This window comes from Sphingopyxis sp. BE259 (genome assembly GCF_031457495.1).
Taxonomy (GTDB): Bacteria; Pseudomonadota; Alphaproteobacteria; order Sphingomonadales; family Sphingomonadaceae; genus Sphingopyxis.
The window spans coordinates 2249137-2266788 of record NZ_JAVDWM010000001.1 but is presented as its reverse complement, the minus strand read 5'-3'; the positions used below and the strand labels follow the sequence as shown (position 1 = coordinate 2266788).

Here is a 17652-nt window from a genome sequence, read left to right as displayed (position 1 = left end):
TTGCGCGACGCTGCCAGCGAGCCCCGCCTTCGCGGGGGCGACGGGGAGGGCGCATGATGAAAAGCTGGCACCGCTATACTATCACCGCGGTCGGCGGTCTGGTGCTGGGCCTCGGCGCCGCGTGGGCGTTGACCAGCGGCGGCCTGGGCGATGGCGCGATCCGCAACGGGCCGTGGACGACCTCGCTCGGTTACGGCACCAAGGCGACCGACCCCCTGACCCGCGCGATGGTTGCCCGGTCGGGCCTGCTCGCGCTGCCCGCCAAGGAAACCGTCTATTGGTCGGCCAAGACCGATGCTGCTGGCGCGCCGCTCGACGGCAATTGCCGTTACCGCCTGTCGGGCCAGCCGCTCGACGCGCGCTGGTGGAGCGTCACGATTTACGACGCCAAGGGCTATCTTGTCGCCAATCCGGCCAACATCTGGTCGGTGAACGGCGCCAATGTCGCGCTCGATGCCAAGGGCGAATGGCGCGTCGTCATTGCGCCGACAAAGCCCGCCGACGCGGCGTGGCTGCCGGGCATCAAGGGCCAGGCGTTGCACCTGACGCTGCGCATGTACAATCCGGGACAGGCGTTCCGCGCCGATCCTGCCGCGGCGCAGTTGCCGAAAATCGTCAGGGAGGGGTGCTGAGATGCGGAACGGGTTTGGCCCGCTCGCCTTTGGCCTGGTCGTCGCAGCTGCGACGACGGCGGCGGCCGTCGGCTACGCGCCCTATGGTCTGATGAACATCGCGATGGAGCGGCTGGGGCAGGGCGGGGTCAACCGCATGTCCTACGGCAATCTCGCGACGCCCGAGCGGCAACCGGTGGTGCGGCCCAGCCCCGATCTCGCTTATTCCAGCTGCCCTTACGATCTGTCGGCGGGGCCGCTGGCGATCGACGTGACGCCGGTGCCGGGACGCTACAGTTCGCTCAGCGTGTTTGACGCCGCAACCGACGTGATCTTTGTCCGCAACGATGTCGAGGCGGCGGGTAAGCCGTATCGAATCATCGTCGCGCGGGCCGGGCAGGCAGTTCCCAAGGGGGCAGAGGTCGTCCACACCGACCATGACCGCGGCATTGCGCTGATCCGCTTGCTCTTGAAAGACCCTGCGGAAATCGGCGGGCTGGACGCGGTGCGCCGCCAATCGTCCTGCGCCACGGTCACAAAGCTGAAATAGGGGGTTGCGCGCCCGCGCGGCGCCCCTTAAAGGCGCCTCTCCACGCACCCGTAGCTCAGCTGGATAGAGCATCAGACTACGAATCTGAGGGTCGGACGTTCGAATCGTTCCGGGTGCGCCATTTCCCCAAATCTGAATATTTCGCGTTCGCACAGCGCATAGCTATGCCCTGTTGCATCGCTGCGGGCCATGCGACATTCCCGTCGGGCAAAGCCGCAACCGACCGGCGAGGGAGAGATATGAGCGAAACCATCGTCACGGTCGACATCGGCGGCACCCATGCGCGTTTTGCGATGGCCGAGATCGCGGGCGGCCGCGTGCTGTCGCTGGGTGAGGCGACGACGCTGCACACCAAGGATCACGCGAGCTTTCAAACCGCGTGGGAGGATTTCGCGGCGCGTCAGGGCGGGCTGCCGCGCGCGGTAGCGATTGCGATTGCCGGGCCGACGCGCGGCGAAATCATCCGCTTCACCAACAATCCATGGATCATCCGTCCGGCGCTGATCGGCGAGAAGCTGGGCGTCGACCGCCATGTACTGGTCAATGATTTCGAGGCGGTCGGCCACGCCGTGGCGCAGGCCGACGACAGCTATTTCGAACGGCTGACCGGCCCCGACGAGCCGCTGCCGACGACGGGGACGATCAGCATCATCGGCCCCGGCACCGGGCTGGGCGTCGCGCATATCTGGCGCGACGGCGCCGATTACCGGGTGCAGGCCACCGAAGGCGGCCATATCGATTTCGCGCCGCTCGACAGCATCGAGGATGCGATCCTCGCGCGGCTGCGCAAGCGCCACCGCCGGGTGTCGATCGAACGGATCGTGTCGGGACCGGGGATCGTCGATATTTACGAAACGCTGGCGGGTCTGGAAGGCCGCGCCGTGACGCCGCTCGACGACAAGGCGATCTGGACCGCGGCGCTCGGCGGGCAGGACAGCCTGGCCGCCGCGGCGGTCGATCGTTTCTGCCTGTCGCTGGGCAGCGTCGCGGGCGACCTGGCGCTGGCTCAGGGCGCGAGCGGCGTGGTCATCGCGGGCGGGCTGGGCCTTCGGATCCGCGACAGTCTGGTGCGGTCGGGCTTTCCCGAACGCTTCATCGAAAAAGGGCGGTTCGAGGGATTCATGGCGGCGCTGCCGGTCAAGCTGATCACCCATCCGCAGCCCGGCTTGTTCGGCGCCGCGGCGGCGTTCGCGCGCCAGCACGCCTAAATTAGGACTGGCGCGCCGCCGCGAAAATCGGCAGCTAAGGATCATGTCCACGCGCCCCGTCCTTGGCATCATCGCCTGCAACCGTATGGTCGGGACAGAGGTCGCGCAGGCGGTGATGAACCGTTATGCGACGGCCGCGATGCAATATGCCGATTGCGCGGCGCTGATTATTCCTTCGCTCCCCGATTACATGCGCGCGAGCGAGGTTGTCGGGCGGCTCGACGGGGTGCTGCTGACCGGGACCCCGTCGAATGTCGAACCCGCGCGCTATGGCGATGCGGATGCGGGCGAGGGGCCGTTCGACCCCGACCGCGACCGCATGATGATCGAATTGGTCGACGCGGTGATCGCGGCGCAGCGACCCTTGTTCGGCATCTGCCGCGGCTTTCAGGAAATCAACGTCGCACTGGGCGGGACGCTGCGCCGCGACACGTCGGCCAGCGCCGGACTGCTGCTCCACCACGCGCCCGATGGCGTAAGTTTCGATGGCATGTTCGACCATCGGCACCGCGTCGATCTGGCGGCGGGCGGGGTGCTGGCGACGGCCTATGACGCGGCGGCGCTGGAGGTGAATTCGGTTCATTATCAGGGGATCGGTGCACTGGCCGACGGCTTGCAGGTCGAAGCGCGGGCGCCCGACGGACTGATCGAGGCGTATAGTGCGCGGCCGAACGGCGCGCCGCTGCTCGCGGTGCAATGGCACCCCGAATGGGCGACCGACGACAATGCCGAAAGCCAGACCTATTTTCGATTGCTGGGCCGCGCGTTAAGAGGCGAATTATGAACCGGCGCGTGACCCGCTATGATCGCTATCTCGCGCGGATCAGCTTTTCGCCCTGACCGAAAATCGAGTGCTCTTCTCCGTTCGTGTCGAGCGAAGTCGAGACACCCATCAACATAGTGCAATTTCGAGGGAACATCTCGACCTTGCTCGATGCGAACGGTTTTCAGAAAGTCAGGAGTTTTCACATGCCCCGCAATCACGATATCGCCGAACTGCGTCGCCTCGACGTCGCACATCATTTGCCCGCCCAGGCCGACTGGGCCGAGATCGAAAAACTCGGTGGCAGCCGCATCATCACCCACGCCGAGGGATGTTATATTCACGATGGCGACGGCCACCGCATCCTCGACGGCATGGCGGGGCTGTGGTGCGTGAATGTCGGTTATGGCCGCGAGGAACTGGTCGAGGCGGCGGCGGCGCAGATGCGCGAGCTTCCCTTCTACAACACCTTCTTCAAGACCGCGACGCCGCCGACGGTCACGCTGGCGGCGAAGATCGCCTCGCTCACCGGCAATCGCCTGCCGCATATCTTTTTCAACGCGTCGGGCAGCGAAGCGAACGACACCGTGTTCCGCATGGTGCGCCACTATTGGAAACTGAAAGGCGAGCCGAAGCGTACCGTTTTTATCAGCCGCTGGAACGCCTATCACGGTTCGACCGTCGCGGGCGTGTCGCTGGGCGGAATGAAGGCGATGCATGCGCAGGGCGATTTGCCGATCGCCGGGGTCGAGCATGTGCGTCAACCCTATGCGTTCAACGAAGGGCAGGGGATGACCGAGGATGCGTTCTGCGACGCCTGTGTCCAGGCGATCGAGGACAAGATCCTGGAAGTCGGTCCCGAAAATTGCGCGGCGTTCATCGGAGAGCCGGTGCAGGGCGCGGGGGGCGTGATCATTCCGCCCAAAGGCTATTGGCCAAAGGTCGAGGCGGTAGCGCGCAAATATGGCCTGCTGATCGTCGCCGACGAGGTGATCTGCGGTTTCGGCCGCACCGGTAAGATGTGGGGGCACGAGACAATGGGCTTCACCCCCGACCTGATGCCGATGGCGAAAGGACTGTCGTCGGGCTATTTGCCAATTTCGGCGACCGCGGTCGCGGCGCATGTCGTCGAGGTGCTCAAGACCGGCGGCGATTTCGTCCATGGTTTTACCTATTCAGGCCACCCGGTCGCGGCGGCGGTCTCGCTCAAGAATATCGAGATTATCGAGCGCGAGGGGCTGGTCGAACGCACCGGCAACGTCACCGGCCCGCATCTGGCGAAGGCGCTCGCCACACTGAACGATCATCCGCTGGTCGGCGAAGCGCGCTCGATCGGGCTGCTCGGCGCGGTCGAGATCGTTGCCGACAAGGCGACCCGTGCGCGCTTTGGCGGCGCCGAAGGAACCGCGGGGCCAATGGCGCGTGACGCGTGCATCGCCAACGGTCTGATGGTGCGCGGCATCCGCGACAGTTTGGTGATGTGCCCGCCGCTGGTGATTTCGACCGAACAGATCGACGACATGGTTGCCATCATCCGCAAATCGCTCGATGAGGTGCTGCCCAAGTTGCGGGCGCTAAGCTGAAAACTCGCGCCTTCCTATCAATCCGTTCGTGTCGAGCGAAGTCGAGACACCCATCGTGGTAGCGTGAGGCCGATAGGTGTCTCGACTTCGCTCGACACGAACGGGTAGAGGGGGCAACCCAGACTCCTCAGAAGGATCAACACTCTATGCCCTCCGGCCTTTTCGCCCTGCTCGACGACGTCGCCACGATCGCCAAAGTGGCTGCGGCCAGCATCGACGATATCGGCGCCGCCGCTTCGAAAGCGGGGGTCAAGGCCGCGGGCGTGGTGGTCGACGACGCCGCGGTGACGCCGCGCTATGTCACCGGCTTTCAGCCGAACCGCGAACTGCCGATCATCTGGCGGATCGCCAAAGGGTCGCTGTTCAACAAGCTGGTACTGATCCTGCCGGTCTTGCTGCTGCTTTCGGCGGTCGCGCAATGGGCGATCACGCCGCTGTTGATGGTCGGCGGCGCGTATCTGTGCTTCGAGGGTGCCGAAAAGGTCTGGCACAGCTTTGCCGCCAAAAAACACAGTCTGGCCGAACAGGCGGCCGAAGTCGTCGATCCGAACCATGAAGAGGTGATGGTGAAGGGTGCGATCCGCACCGACTTCATTCTGTCGGCCGAAATCATGGTGATTGCGCTCAATGAAGTGCTGACCGAGCCGTTCGCGATGCGGGCCGCGACGCTGATCGTGGTGGCCATCGCGATCACGATCGCGGTCTATGGCGCGGTCGGGCTGATCGTGAAGATGGACGATATTGGGCTACATATGGCGAAAGAGGGCAACAGCGCGCGCAAAGCGATCGGGCGCGGGCTGGTGGCGTTCATGCCCAAGCTGCTGGGCGCGCTCGCGCTGATCGGCACCGCTGCGATGCTGTGGGTCGGCGGGCAGATCGTGCTGCACGGGCTCGACGAATATCATATCGGCAACCTGGGGCATGGTCTGCATGATTTCGCCCATGCGTTGGCTGGGAATTTGCCTGGGGCCGGATTGTGGGAATGGCTGATAAATGCCGGTGGGGCAGGGTTGTTCGGGCTGGTGCTTGGCGGGCTGATCGTCGCGGCGCTGCATCTGGTGCCGGGGAAGAAGGCGGCGGCGCACTGACGCTTTACGTCGTCATCCCGGCGGGGGCCGGGATCTTGCCATAGCGTCCTGACGAGACGTTGAGACCCCGGCCTGCGCCGGGGTGACGACTACAATAACTACCCCAGCAACACCACCGGGCTGTCGGCCCGCCAGTGCATGCTGACCTTGTCGTCCCAGGTGAAATCCTCCTGATCGTGGCGCGACAGGTTTGGGCGCGAGACTCGGATGCGCGCACCGCCCTCCAATTCGATTTCGAACAAAGTGATGTCGCCGAGGTAGCTCATCCCCTTGATCTTGCCGCGTGCGAAATTGTACCCGTCGGGCGCATCTTGCGCTGCCGCTTTCACGGCCTTCCCTTCGCCGGGAACGTGGAGATAGATTTTCTCGGGGCGCAGCGCGATCCAGACATCGGCGCCGTGCGGGCCGGTGACGCCATGGTTGAGGTAGATTTTGCCGACGCCGGGGCAATCGACCGCCGCCTTATCGGGCTCGTCCAATGTCAGCTTGCCCTCGAAAATGTTCACTGAACCGACGAAGTCGGCGACGAAACGGTTGGCGGGATATTCGTAGAGGTCCGACGGCGTCGCGAGCTGCGCCACCTCGCCTTTGTTGATCACCCCGATGCGACACGCCATCGACAGCGCCTCGTCCTGATCGTGGGTCACGGTGACAAACGTGATGCCGACCTTTTCCTGCAAGTCGGACAGCTCAAACTGCATCTGCGCGCGCAGCTTGGCGTCGAGCGCCGAGAGCGGTTCGTCCAGCAATAGCACCTTGGGCCGCATCACCAGACTGCGCGCAAGCGCGACGCGCTGGCGCTGGCCGCCTGACATCTGATCGGGCATCCGTTCACCAAAGCCGCCGAGTTTGACCAGATCGAGCGCCTCAGCGACACGGTCCTTGACCTCGCCCCCCTTTATGCCCGCGATCTTCAGGCCGTAGGCGACGTTATCCGCGACGCTCATGTGCGGAAAAACCGCATAGCTTTGAAACACCATGTTCACCGGGCGCTTGTTCGGCGGGATGCCCGCCATGTCCTGCCCGTCGATCAGGATTTTGCCCTCGGTCGGCAGCTCGAAACCCGCAATCATTCGCAGCAACGTCGTCTTGCCGCAGCCCGACGGGCCGAGCAGCACGAAAAATTCGCCCGCGTTGATGTCGAGACTGACACTGTCGACCGCGGTCACCTTGCCAAAGCGTTTCGACACATTCTGGATCTGGATGATCGGTTTGGCGGGGTCGGTCATGGTCAAAGGTTCAACCTATCAACGCCGTTCGCATCGAGCGGAGTCGAGATGCCCATCGGCAGCGCGCGCCTTCGGGGTGTCTCGACTTCGCTCGACACGAACGGAAAAAGAGGGTGGTCCATCAATGCGTCTCCGCGATGGCTTTCACGCCCTGAGCCTTGAGCGCGATGAAGGTCAGGACGACGGTGAGGATGATGAGCAGGGTCGACGCCGCGTTGACTTCGGGCGTCACCGAGAAACGGACCATCGAATAGACTTTCACCGGGAAGGTGATCGTATCGGGGCCGCTGGTGAAATAGGTGATGACGAAATCGTCGAGGCTGAGCGTGAAAGAGAGCAGCGCGCCCGCGACCAGCGCGGGCTTGATGTGCGGGATCAGCACGTCGCGGAACACCTGGCCTTCGCTGGCGCCCAGGTCCTTGGCGGCTTCCTCCTGCTCGCGGTTGAAGCTCGCCAGCCGCGAACGGACGACCATGGTCACAAAGGGGAAGCAGAAGGTGATGTGCGCGATGGTGATCGCGCCGAGGTTGAGCGGCCATATGAGGTCGGTTGGCCAGCCCAACGCGGCGAAAAACATCAGAAAGGCGACGCCGAGGCAGATTTCAGGGACGATGATCGGCAACGAAATGGTGCCGTCGATCGCCCCCTTCCACGGAAAGCGAAAGCGCCACAGCATTACCGCGGCGAGCGTGCCGAGGACGAGGCTGGCCAGCGTCGCGAGCGCCGCGATGGTCAGCGAATTGATCAGCGCCTCGACCAGCTGGTCGTTGCCCAGCGCCTTTTCATAATATTTGGTGGTGAAGCCGCGCCACACGACGTTGCGCTTGCTGTCGTTGAAGCTGAAGATCATCAGCACGACCAACGGCGCGTAGAGAAAAACCATCACCGCGCCGACCCAAAGGCGCATCCACAAGGTGCGGCTATATTCGAGCGGCGCGACGGGGGTGCGGGCGAACAGGGCCATCAGCGGACCTCCGGCACTTTTTTGCGCATCGACTGGATCGCGATCAACGCGAACATCGCATAGATGAGCAGGAAGGACAGCGCGGCGCCGAATGGCCAGTCATTTGCCTTTTTGAACTGACGCTCGATGACGTTGGCGATCATCTGGCTGTCGGTGCCGCCCATCAGGTCGGGGGTGAGGTAGGCGCCGAGTGCGGGGATCAGCGTGATCATCACCCCGGCGATGATGCCCGGCGCCGCCAGCGGCACGACGATCCGCATGATGGTGCGGAAATGTCCGGCGCCAAGGTCGAGGCTCGCCTCGATCAGGCTGCGGTCGAGCCGGTCGAGCGCCGCGTAGAGTGGCAGCACCATGAAGGGCAAATGGACATAGACGAGGCCGAAGACGACCGCGAAATTGTTGAAGAGCAGCTGCACCGGCTCCCACGTCGGCAGCGGTTGCAGCCCGACGAGCGTCTTGATCCAGCTCGTCCCCTCCCACAAGGCGCCGAGCCCTTTGTTGGCAAACCCCTGGGTGCCGAGCAGCATCATCAGCGCATAGGTGCGGATGAGCAGGTTGGTCCAGAAGGGCAGCATGATGCCGAGCAGCAGCCACGGCCGCCATTTCTCGCTGGCAAAGGTGATCGCCATCGCGACCGGAAAGCCGATGATCAGGCAGATCAGGGTGACGAGCGCGGCGACCGCGAAACTCTTGCCGAAAATCGTGAGGTACAGCCACTCGGTCGCGCGCTTGTAATTGTCGAGCGTGCCCGAAAATTCGATTTCGGTCAGACCCTTGTTCTCACCAAAGCTATAGAGCCAGACGATGGCCATCGGGACGAGAAAGAACAGGATCACCCACAGCAGGGTCGGCAGAGACACCGCCGCGAAGGTCCGTTTGCTCGTTTTCCAATCCTGTTCGGCCACCCCCAAGCCTTCCGTTTTTAAGCCGCCCGCACTCGCGTAAACGCTTCCTCATACAGCGGCTGCAAGGTCGGATTGAACTTGGCATATTCGCATTTCGCCAGCACATCGGCCGGCGGATAGATGACCGGGTTGTTCTTGTAACTGTCGGGCATCAGCGCCTTGGCTGCGGCATTGGGGGTCGGGTAGAGGATCGTTTCGGTGATCTTCTTGTCGACCTCGCCATCGAGCAGATAGTTGATGAAGGCGTGGGCGTTCTTGGGATGCGGCGCGCCCTTCGGAATGCACAGATTGTCCGAATTGAGCTGGCTGCCCTCATTGGGAATGATGAAATCGATATCATCATCCTCGGTCATCGCCTGTGCGATGTCGCCATTATATTCGAGCACCAGATCGACATCACCCTTGAGCAGCAGATCCTGACCGTCATCGACGTGGAAATTCTTCACATTGGGCTTTTGCTTGATCATCATCGCCTCGATCGTCGCGATGTCAGCGGGGGTCAGCGCGTTGACCGATTTGCCCAGATATTTGCCATACAGGCGGAACATATCGCCGGCCTCCGACAACAGCGCGATGCGGCCGGCATATTCGGGGCTGTCGAACAGGACTTTCCAGCTGTCCGGCTTCGTCTTCACCTTTGACTTGCGATAGCCGATGCCGAGCGCGAGCCAGGTGTAGGGCATCGAAAATTTGCGGCCCTGATCATAGGCGACGTCGATAAAAGTCGGGTCGATATTTTTCATGTTCGGGATCTGGGCATGATCGAGCGCCTGCAGCATGCCCGCCTGCGCCATCCGCTCGACAAAGTCGTTCGAGGGCACGATGACGTCATAGCCCGGATTGCCGGCCTTGAACTTGGCGAACAGCACGTCGTTGCTGTCGAACAGGTCCATTTTGACCTCGACGCCCGACGCTTCCTTGAAATCATCGAGCGTGGTCTCGCCGATATAAGTGTCCCAATTATAGAAGTTGAGCTTGGCTTCCTCGCCGTTCGCGAGTTTCTTGCCTTCGCCCTTGCTGCACGCGGCGAGGCCGCCAAAGCTGATCCCGATCGCGGCGACCCCCATCGCCTGCAGCAGCGAGCGGCGCCCGCGGCTTTGCTTGATCAATTCCATCGGATCCATGTGCAGCCTCCCTGTTTGTGACGCCAAGCTGACTCAATAAGGCCCGCTTGGAAAGAGGTTATTTTGCAGCGCAACAGGAATCTTTGACATATTCATGCGTTGCGGAGGTACCAGTCGTAATCAAGCGTCGGCACGACGCCGAAATAGCGGTCTTGCTCGACGCGTTTGACGATGCTGAACATCTCGACAAACCGGGTGCCCAGATAGTCGCGCATCAGCTTCGAATCGTGGAAACGATCGACCGCGGCGAACCAGTTCGACGGGGGCTTGTCGTCGCCGCTGTTGTCGCGGTCATAGCCGTTGCCGACCACTGCGGCGCCCGGGTCGATCTGGTTTGTCATGCCGTGATGCATCCCGGCGAGCACGGCGGCGACGGCGAGATAGGGATTGGCGTCGGCGCCGCAGGCGCGGTGTTCGACATGGCGGCTGGGCGGCGGGCCAGCGGGAATGCGGAACGACACGGTGCGATTGTTGACGCCCCAGGTCGGCGCGACCGGGGCGTAGCTGTTCGCCTTGAACCGCCGATAGCTATTCGCGTGCGGCGCGAAGAGCGCAAAGGCGTCGCCGACCGTCGTGATCATTCCGCCGATCGCGTGGCGCAGCGCGGGGGTGCCCTCGGGATCGTCGCTGGCGAAGATATTGCTGCCCTTGTCGTCATTCATCGAGACGTGGATGTGCATGCCGCTGCCCGCGTGGTCGGCAAAGGGCTTGGCCATGAAGGTCGCCTCCAGCCCCTGTTGCTGGGCAATTGCCTTGACGAGACGCTTGTACATGATGGCATCGTCGCAGGCGCGCAGCGTGTCGGGCTTGTAGCACAGGGTCAGCTCGAACTGGCCCGGCGCGAATTCGGAAATCGCGCTTTCGAGCGGCAAGCCTTGCACTTCGGTGGCGGCGTAGAGTGCGTCGAAGAAGGGGCGGAAATCGTCCAGCTCGCGCAGGCCATAGACTTCGACATTGCGCGGGGTGTCGCGGCTGTAGCCCGGGCGCGCAGGACGCACAGTGCCGTCGCGGGCGCGGCGCGGGTCGACGAGGTAGAATTCCAGCTCGACCGCAAGCGCAGGCGTCAGGCCATCGGCGGCGAAGCGATCGACGAGGCGGCCCAGCACATGGCGCGGGTCGAGATCGTGCGGGGTTCCATCGAGCTCGTAGAAATCGACGAGGAATTGCGCGGCATGGTCGCCGCCCCACGGGGTGCGAACAAGCGTGCCGGGGATCGGCTTCATCGACCGGTCCGCGTCGCCGTCCTCCCACACCAGCCCCGTTTCGACGGTATCCTGGCCGGTGATGTCGACGACGGTGATCGATCCCGGGAACATCCGCCCGCTTTCATACACCGCCATCACCTCATGCTGGCGCAGCCGCTTGCCGCGCGGGACGCCGCCGAAGTCGGTGTAGATCATCTCGATCGAATCGACGTCGGGGTTCGCCTTGAAAAAAGCCTCGGCCTCCGAACGCGGCGCGATCACGCCCGATGATTTCGACATCGCCCCTCTACTCCTTCAACGCTTTGGTGCAGTCGGCAAAGCCGCTCACCAACCGGTCGATCTGGTCGCCGCCGGTAACCGGGCTCACCAACATCATATTGTGAAACGGCGCCAGCAAAATCCCGCGGTTGGCGAGGAACAGATGGATTGCGGCTTCGAGGTCGGGCTGCATCGCGGCCTTCGCTTCGCCGCCGTTTCGGGGCGGGGTGGGGCAGGTGAGGAATTCGACCCGCGCGCCGACTTGGGTGACATGCCAGTCGAGACCGGCGGCGGCGATTTCCTGCTCCAGCCCGGCGACCAGTCGCGCGGCGCCGCGTAGCATATGGTCATAGGCGGCGGGGGTGATGACGTCGGACAACATCGCGTCCATCGCGGTGATCGCGAGCGCGTTGGCGGAGAGTGTCGTCCCGATGCCGCTGTGTCCGGGTGGGCGCGAATGGTTGAGGGCGGCCATGCGTTCGCCGACCGCAGCCGAAAAGCCATAGACCGCGCAAGGAACCCCGCCGCCGATCGACTTGCCGACAACGATCATATCGGGCGCTGTGCCATGGGTCACGCCATGACCGCCATAGCCCGAAGAAATGGTGTGCGTTTCGTCGAACACCAGCAACGTACCTGTCTCGTCGCACAGCTTGCGGAGCGTTGTGGGAAACCCCGGCGCATCGCGCACCATACCGACATTGGTCATCACCGGCTCGGCGAGCACACACGCGACGTCGCCGCGGCGCAGCGCATCGGCGAGAGCCTGCTCGTCGTTGAATTCGATCACCGTGGTCGTGGCGCGCTGATCGTGAACCTGCCCGATCAGGCTAGCGCGCATGACCGGCGCGCCGCCTATCAGATCGACAAAGGCATCATCGACCGCGCCATGATAGGCGCCGTTGAAGGTCAGGATTTTCGGGCGCCCGCTGATCCCGCGGCACCAGCGGATCACCGCGCGATTGGCTTCGCTGGCGGTGGTCGTGACCTGCCATTGGGGTAACGCGAACATCGCCGCGAGCTTTGCCGCAAGCGCCGCGCCGCGTTCGGTCGGGAGCATATAGCTCAGCCCTTCGCCCGCCTGCTTCGCCAGCGCGGCGGCGAGCGCAGGCGGCGAATGACCGAACAGGCTGGCGGTGTCGCCAAGGCAAAAATCGTCATAGGTGTGGCCGTCGATGCTGGTCAGCGTCGCGTCACGGGCCGATGCCGCGACGATGGGCACCGGGCTGGGCCAGTCGCGCATCCAGTGGAACGGCACCGACTGGAACCAACCGGATGCCGCGGCATGATGCGCAAAGGCGCGCGGGTTTGCGCCGCGAAAGCGGTCGGCTTCGCGCGCCGCGACGCGCGCGATGGCGGCATCGCCGATCACCCGAGCTTGTCCTTCATCGCATAATAGAGCAGCCCCAACGTCGCGAGCGGCTGGCGCAACCATTTGCCGCCGGGGAAGGGGCGACTGGGCAGATTGGCGAGCACATCGAACCGCTCGGCGGTCCCCGCCATCGCCTCGGCAATCAGCTCGCCCGCCAGCGTCGTCACCAGCGCGCCATGCCCCGAAAAACCATGCGCGAAAAACACATTCCCGCGCCGTCCGATATGCGGCAGCCGGTTCATCGTCACCGCGACCGCGCCGCCCCAGCCATAGTCGATTTTTGCATCGCCGATCTGCGGAAACACTTCGGCCATGAACGGCCGCACGAAGGCGGCAATATCCTTCGGCGGCGTCTGCGAATAACGCTCGCCGCCACCAAAGATCAGGCGCTTGTCAGCCGACAGGCGGAAATAGTTGAGCACGAAGCGACTGTCCGCGACGGCGGCGTCGGTCGGGAGCAGCGCCTCGGCGTTCGCGAGCGGCGCGGTTGCGACGTTGTAATTCATGATCGGTACGGTGTAGCGGCCGAGACGCGGCGCATCATCGCGCGTCCATATTTCGCTCATCCAGCTATCGGCCGCCAGAATGACATGACGTGCCCGAATATCGCCGCCCAAAGCCGACACGACGGGTTGGAGGCCATCGATCACTCCGAATGCCCGGCAATCCTCTAATATGATCACGCCCGCCGCGAGCGCCGCCTTACCGAGACCAATTGCATAATTGATCGGGTGAAAGTGGCCGCCCTGCTGGTCGTAGATCCCGCCGTGATATAACGTACTGCCGATATGTGCGCCCATGTCCGGCTTGGCGATCGCGTTGCTCTGATAGCCGAAGCGCGCCGAAAGATGTTCAGCCTCGCGCCGCATTGCCTCGAAATCGGCGGGCGTCCATGCCGCTTCGAGGTGTCCTGCTTTCAGATCGCAGTTGATATGATGTTTTTCGATGCGAGCTTTTACCCGGTTCTGACGCCAGCAAAGGTCGAAAAGCGCATCAGTGCGCTCCTTGCCAAAATCCTCCTCCAACTCCGACGCGGTCCAACGAAGGCCAGGAATGAGCTGGCCGCCGTTGCGGCCGGAGGCGCCAAAAGCGATTTTTTCCTTTTCCAGCAGAATCACCGAAAAGCCGCGTTCGGCACAAGCGAGCGCAGCAGACAGGCCGGTGAACCCGCCGCCGATAACCACAACGTCGCACTGGCGATCACCGTCAAGGCGTGGCTGGACGGGCCAGCGATGTGCGCTTCCGCCGTAATAGCTGTAAGTTAGCGGTTCAGACATGGCGGAACTGCGGGTCAGACCCGCATCAACAGATGCTCGCGTTCCCAGCTCGACACCACCGACTGGTAGTTGAAAAGCTCATAATCCTTCACCGCAAAGAAGATTTCGAAGAAATCGTCGCCGAGCAGATTACGCACCTTCTTGCACGAGCTGAACCGGTCGAGCGCCGCCTCCAATGTGCGGGGCAGGGTGCGGGCGCGGTTATACGCGCTGCCGGTGATCGACTTGGCTGGAACCATGCGGTCAACGACGCCGATATAGCCGCAGATCAGCGATGCGGCGATCGCCAGATAAGGATTGCTGTCGGCACCGGGCAGCCGGTTTTCGACCCGGCGGTTGGCCTTTTCCGAAATGGGGACGCGGAACCCGCACGACCGGTTGTCCTCGCCCCACTGGACGTTGATCGGCGCCGCGCTGTCGGGCCGCATCCGGCGAAAGCTGTTGACGTTAGGCGCCCACAGCGGCGCGATCTGCGGCATGTAACGCACGAGGCCCGCGATGTAGCTGCGGAACATCGCGCTGTCGCGCCCATTGGCGGTCGAAAACAGATTTTTGCCGGTGACCCGGTCGACGACCGATTGATGAATGTGCATTGCGCTGCCCGGCTGACCCGCCATGGGGTTGGCCATGAAGGTCGCATAGACGTCATGTTGCTTCGCAACGTTGCGCACGACGCGCTTGAACAGAAACACCTCATCGGCCAGCCGCAGCGGGTCGCCATGCTCGAAATTGACCTCCAGCTGGGCGGCGCCCATTTCGTGGATCATCGTGTCGATGTCGAGCCCCATCAGCTCGCAATCGTCATAGATATGATCGATGATATCCTCATATTCGTTCATCGCCTCCAGCCCATAGGGCTGGCTGGCGGACTCGCTGCGCCCCGACTGCCCGGTTGGCGGCGTCAGCGGGAAGTCGGGATCGACATTTTGCGACACCAGGTAAAATTCGACCTCGGGCGCGATGACCGGGCGCCAGCCTTTTTCGGCATAGAGCGCGAGAACTTTTTTCAGGATGGTGCGCGGCGCGATATCGACCTCGCTGCCGTCGCGGTTCAGCACATCGGCGATGACAAAGGCGGTCGGCGATTTGAACCCCGGCGCGATGCAGATCGTGCTGGGATCGGCGATCAGGATCTTGTCGGGATCCTTGTCCCAGATGTCGTCGATGTCCTCGGGATAATGGCCGTCGATCGTGCAGATGAACACGCTGCCGGGAATCCGCAGCGACTTGTCCTTGACCGACGACAGGAATTTTTTGGCCGGCAGCACCTTGCCGCGCTGGACCCCGTTGATGTCGGGGACGATACATTCGACTTCGTCGATCTTATGGTCGCTGATCCACTGTTCCAGATTGACTGACATGAGCCCCCGATTGGGCCAAGGAGCTGGCCCGTTTGTAGAAGACCAGCCTATCGCGAAGTGAAGCCGAGCGCCAGAGGGGCCGTTATCGGCCATTTTTCCGCGACCATCCTGCGGGGTAGAATGTCCGCTTGCGACCAGAAGCGGACATAAACTTTCGTCATCCCGGACTTGATCCGGGATCCATGCGCCCTCTCAGCAGCGGGCGGCGCATGGCCTCATCGACCCCGGATCAAGTCCGGGGTGACGAGTTCATGCGGGCAGCTCCCCACCCCAAAGCCGCAATTCCGCCACCTGATTTTTCACTGTCTTACATTCTCCTGGCGCGATAACCTCGCGCCATGTCATGTTCGCGCCCTGTTTTCTGTCTGCTTCGCGGGTGCGCGGCATGTTGCTCCACGTGAGAGATACAAGAGGGGTGCGTAGTGTGACCTTTGTGACCTTCCGACCGCAATTGAGTGCGTGCGCCGTCCGAAAAGTAACGGATCATGGGGGCGCATGATGCGGGGCGATAACGATCAGCTGGCGTCCTTCTGGATGCCCTTCACCGCGAACCGCGCGTTCAAGGCCAACCCGCGCCAGCTCGTCTCGGCAAGTGGGATGCATTACCGGTCGAGCGACGGTCGCGAGATATTGGACGGCACCTCGGGATTATGGTGTAGCAACGCGGGTCATTGCCGCCCAGAAATTACCGAAGCGATCGCGAAGGCCGCCGCAACGCTCGATTTCGCGCCGACCTTCCAGCTCGGTCATCCGCTGCCGTTTGAACTCGCGCAGCGGCTTGCCACATTGATGCCCGACGGGCTCGACCGGATTTTCTTTACCAACAGCGGCTCGGAATCGGTTGATACGGCGCTGAAAATCGCGCTCGCGATCCAGCGGGCGAAGGGGCAGGGGACGCGCACCCGGCTGATCGGGCGCGAACGCGGTTATCATGGCACCGGCTTTGGCGGGATCAGCGTCGGCGGCCTCGTCAACAACCGCCGGGCGTTTGGCGGCGGGCTACCCGGCGTCGATCATATCCGTCATACCCATGACATCGACCGCAATGCCTTCACGCGCGGTTTTCCGCAGTACGGCGCCGAACTTGCCGAGGATCTTCAGAGACTGGTCGATCTGCACGGCGCCGAAACGATTGCGGCGGTGATCGTCGAGCCGATGGCGGGATCGACCGGCGTGCTGGTGCCGCCGGTCGGCTATCTGCAGCGGCTGCGCGAGATTTGCGACCGGCATGGCATCATTCTGATCTTTGACGAGGTGATCACCGCCTTTGGGCGCGTCGGCGGCTCGACTGCGGCGGGGCAGTGGGGGGTGACCCCCGACATCATCACCATGGCCAAGGGGCTGACCAACGCCGCGGTGCCGATGGGTGCCGTCGCGGTGAAGCGCGCACTACACGATGCGGTGCTGGACAGCGTCGATGCGGGCATCGAGCTGTTCCACGGTTACACTTATTCGGGGCACCCGCTGGCGAGCGCGGCAGGGCTTGCGACGCTGGACTTGTACGCGCGCGATGGCCTGTTCGATCGCGCGATCGAACTCGGCGGCTATTGGGAAGATGCTGCGCATAGCCTGAAAGGCAAGCGGCACGTCATCGATGTCCGCACCATCGGCCTTGTGGCAGGCATTGAACTCGAGCCCCGCCCGGGCGCGCCGACGGCGCGCGCGATGGAACTGTTCCACGCCTGCTTCGACAATGGCTTGCTGGTGCGCGCGACCGGCGACATCATCGCGCTGTCGCCGCCACTGATCGTCGAGAAGGGGCAGATCGACGAAATGTTCGCCAAGATTGCCGACCTCCTCGACGCGGTCGATTAACGCTCCAGACCGTCGATGTGCAATGCGGCGGCCTCGGCGTTCGCTTCGGCTTTTGCCGCAGTGGCAGCGACCTGACGGGCGCGCGTCGCTTCGGTCTGGACCAGACGTTCGGCCATCGTCCGCCACGCCTGTTCGGCACGCAGATTGCGGTCGCGAACCTGCGACAAGGTGCTCGCCGCCGCATCCAGCGCGCATTTATCAGCCTGGGCTTGATAGAAGTCACTGGTGTTCGACATGGCGGTTATCCTTTGGTCTGGGGTGGGGTCGGCGGTTGGACTGAGTGGGTTCAGTCGATCATCTGGGCGATCAGGCGGCGTAATTCGCTTTGCGACAGGGTCG

The 17652-nt window shown here is 63.2% G+C and carries 16 protein-coding genes and 1 tRNA gene; 8 read left to right on the top strand and 9 right to left on the bottom strand.

Annotated features, from left to right (window positions below; all coding sequences use genetic code 11):
* Positions 1–53 precede the first annotated feature (53 nt).
* The 7 genes from J2X44_RS10960 to J2X44_RS10930 all read left to right on the top strand — a co-directional run bounded on the left by J2X44_RS10960 (position 54) and on the right by J2X44_RS10930 (position 5803).
* Positions 54–632: a DUF1214 domain-containing protein gene (locus J2X44_RS10960; RefSeq protein ID WP_310083722.1), complete on the top strand. Its 579-nt coding sequence runs from the start codon at positions 54–56 to the stop codon at positions 630–632.
* Between the two features lies 1 nt (position 633).
* Positions 634–1161 (top strand): DUF1254 domain-containing protein, encoded by a 528-nt coding sequence (locus J2X44_RS10955; RefSeq protein ID WP_310083720.1) that lies wholly within the window; start codon positions 634–636, stop codon positions 1159–1161.
* Between the two features lie 44 nt (positions 1162–1205).
* Positions 1206–1282, top strand: a tRNA-Arg gene (locus tag J2X44_RS10950).
* Positions 1283–1400: 118 nt separating this feature from the next.
* Positions 1401–2369 (top strand): glucokinase, encoded by a 969-nt coding sequence (locus tag J2X44_RS10945; protein WP_310083717.1) that lies wholly within the window; start codon positions 1401–1403, stop codon positions 2367–2369.
* Between the two features lie 43 nt (positions 2370–2412).
* Entirely contained in the window at positions 2413–3153 is a 741-nt protein-coding gene (locus J2X44_RS10940; RefSeq protein ID WP_310083714.1) for a gamma-glutamyl-gamma-aminobutyrate hydrolase family protein, read from the top strand.
* 185 nt (positions 3154–3338) lie between these two features.
* On the top strand, positions 3339–4715 hold the full coding sequence (locus J2X44_RS10935) for an aspartate aminotransferase family protein (RefSeq protein WP_310083711.1): 1377 nt from the start codon (positions 3339–3341) through the stop codon (positions 4713–4715).
* 146 nt (positions 4716–4861) lie between these two features.
* Positions 4862–5803: a DUF808 domain-containing protein gene (locus J2X44_RS10930; protein WP_310083707.1), complete on the top strand. Its 942-nt coding sequence runs from the start codon at positions 4862–4864 to the stop codon at positions 5801–5803.
* Between the two features lie 98 nt (positions 5804–5901).
* Here J2X44_RS10930 and J2X44_RS10925 read toward each other — a convergent pair whose 3' ends face one another.
* From J2X44_RS10925 to J2X44_RS10890, 8 genes are all read right to left on the bottom strand, one after another.
* On the bottom strand, positions 5902–7032 hold the full coding sequence (locus J2X44_RS10925) for an ABC transporter ATP-binding protein (RefSeq protein ID WP_310083705.1): 1131 nt from the start codon (positions 7030–7032) through the stop codon (positions 5902–5904).
* Between the two features lie 121 nt (positions 7033–7153).
* Complete coding sequence (locus tag J2X44_RS10920; protein WP_310083702.1) at positions 7154–7996, bottom strand: ABC transporter permease; 843 nt, start codon at positions 7994–7996, stop codon at positions 7154–7156.
* A complete protein-coding gene (locus tag J2X44_RS10915; RefSeq protein ID WP_310083699.1) occupies positions 7996–8901 on the bottom strand; it encodes an ABC transporter permease in 906 nt (301 codons plus the stop codon). Before J2X44_RS10915 ends, J2X44_RS10920 begins: the two co-directional genes overlap by 1 nt.
* Before the next feature lie 17 nt (positions 8902–8918).
* On the bottom strand, positions 8919–10025 hold the full coding sequence (locus J2X44_RS10910; RefSeq protein ID WP_310083696.1) for a spermidine/putrescine ABC transporter substrate-binding protein: 1107 nt from the start codon (positions 10023–10025) through the stop codon (positions 8919–8921).
* A gap of 92 nt (positions 10026–10117) precedes the next feature.
* Positions 10118–11509: a glutamine synthetase family protein gene (locus J2X44_RS10905; protein ID WP_310083694.1), complete on the bottom strand. Its 1392-nt coding sequence runs from the start codon at positions 11507–11509 to the stop codon at positions 10118–10120.
* 7 nt (positions 11510–11516) lie between these two features.
* On the bottom strand, positions 11517–12860 hold the full coding sequence (locus J2X44_RS10900; RefSeq protein WP_310083692.1) for an aspartate aminotransferase family protein: 1344 nt from the start codon (positions 12858–12860) through the stop codon (positions 11517–11519).
* A complete protein-coding gene (locus tag J2X44_RS10895; RefSeq protein ID WP_310083689.1) occupies positions 12857–14137 on the bottom strand; it encodes an FAD-binding oxidoreductase in 1281 nt (426 codons plus the stop codon). Before J2X44_RS10895 ends, J2X44_RS10900 begins: the two co-directional genes overlap by 4 nt.
* Positions 14138–14151: 14 nt before the next feature.
* On the bottom strand, positions 14152–15498 hold the full coding sequence (locus tag J2X44_RS10890; RefSeq protein WP_310083686.1) for a glutamine synthetase family protein: 1347 nt from the start codon (positions 15496–15498) through the stop codon (positions 14152–14154).
* A 498-nt stretch (positions 15499–15996) separates the two neighbouring features.
* Between J2X44_RS10890 and J2X44_RS10885 the strand changes: the two genes are divergently transcribed.
* On the top strand, positions 15997–17313 hold the full coding sequence (locus J2X44_RS10885; protein ID WP_310083683.1) for an aspartate aminotransferase family protein: 1317 nt from the start codon (positions 15997–15999) through the stop codon (positions 17311–17313).
* On the opposite strand, the gene J2X44_RS10880 is transcribed toward J2X44_RS10885, so the two are convergent.
* Positions 17310–17549, bottom strand: coding sequence for a hypothetical protein (locus J2X44_RS10880; RefSeq protein WP_310083680.1), 240 nt, complete (start codon positions 17547–17549; stop codon positions 17310–17312). The genes J2X44_RS10885 and J2X44_RS10880 overlap by 4 nt on opposite strands.
* Between the last annotated feature and the right edge of the window lie 103 nt (positions 17550–17652).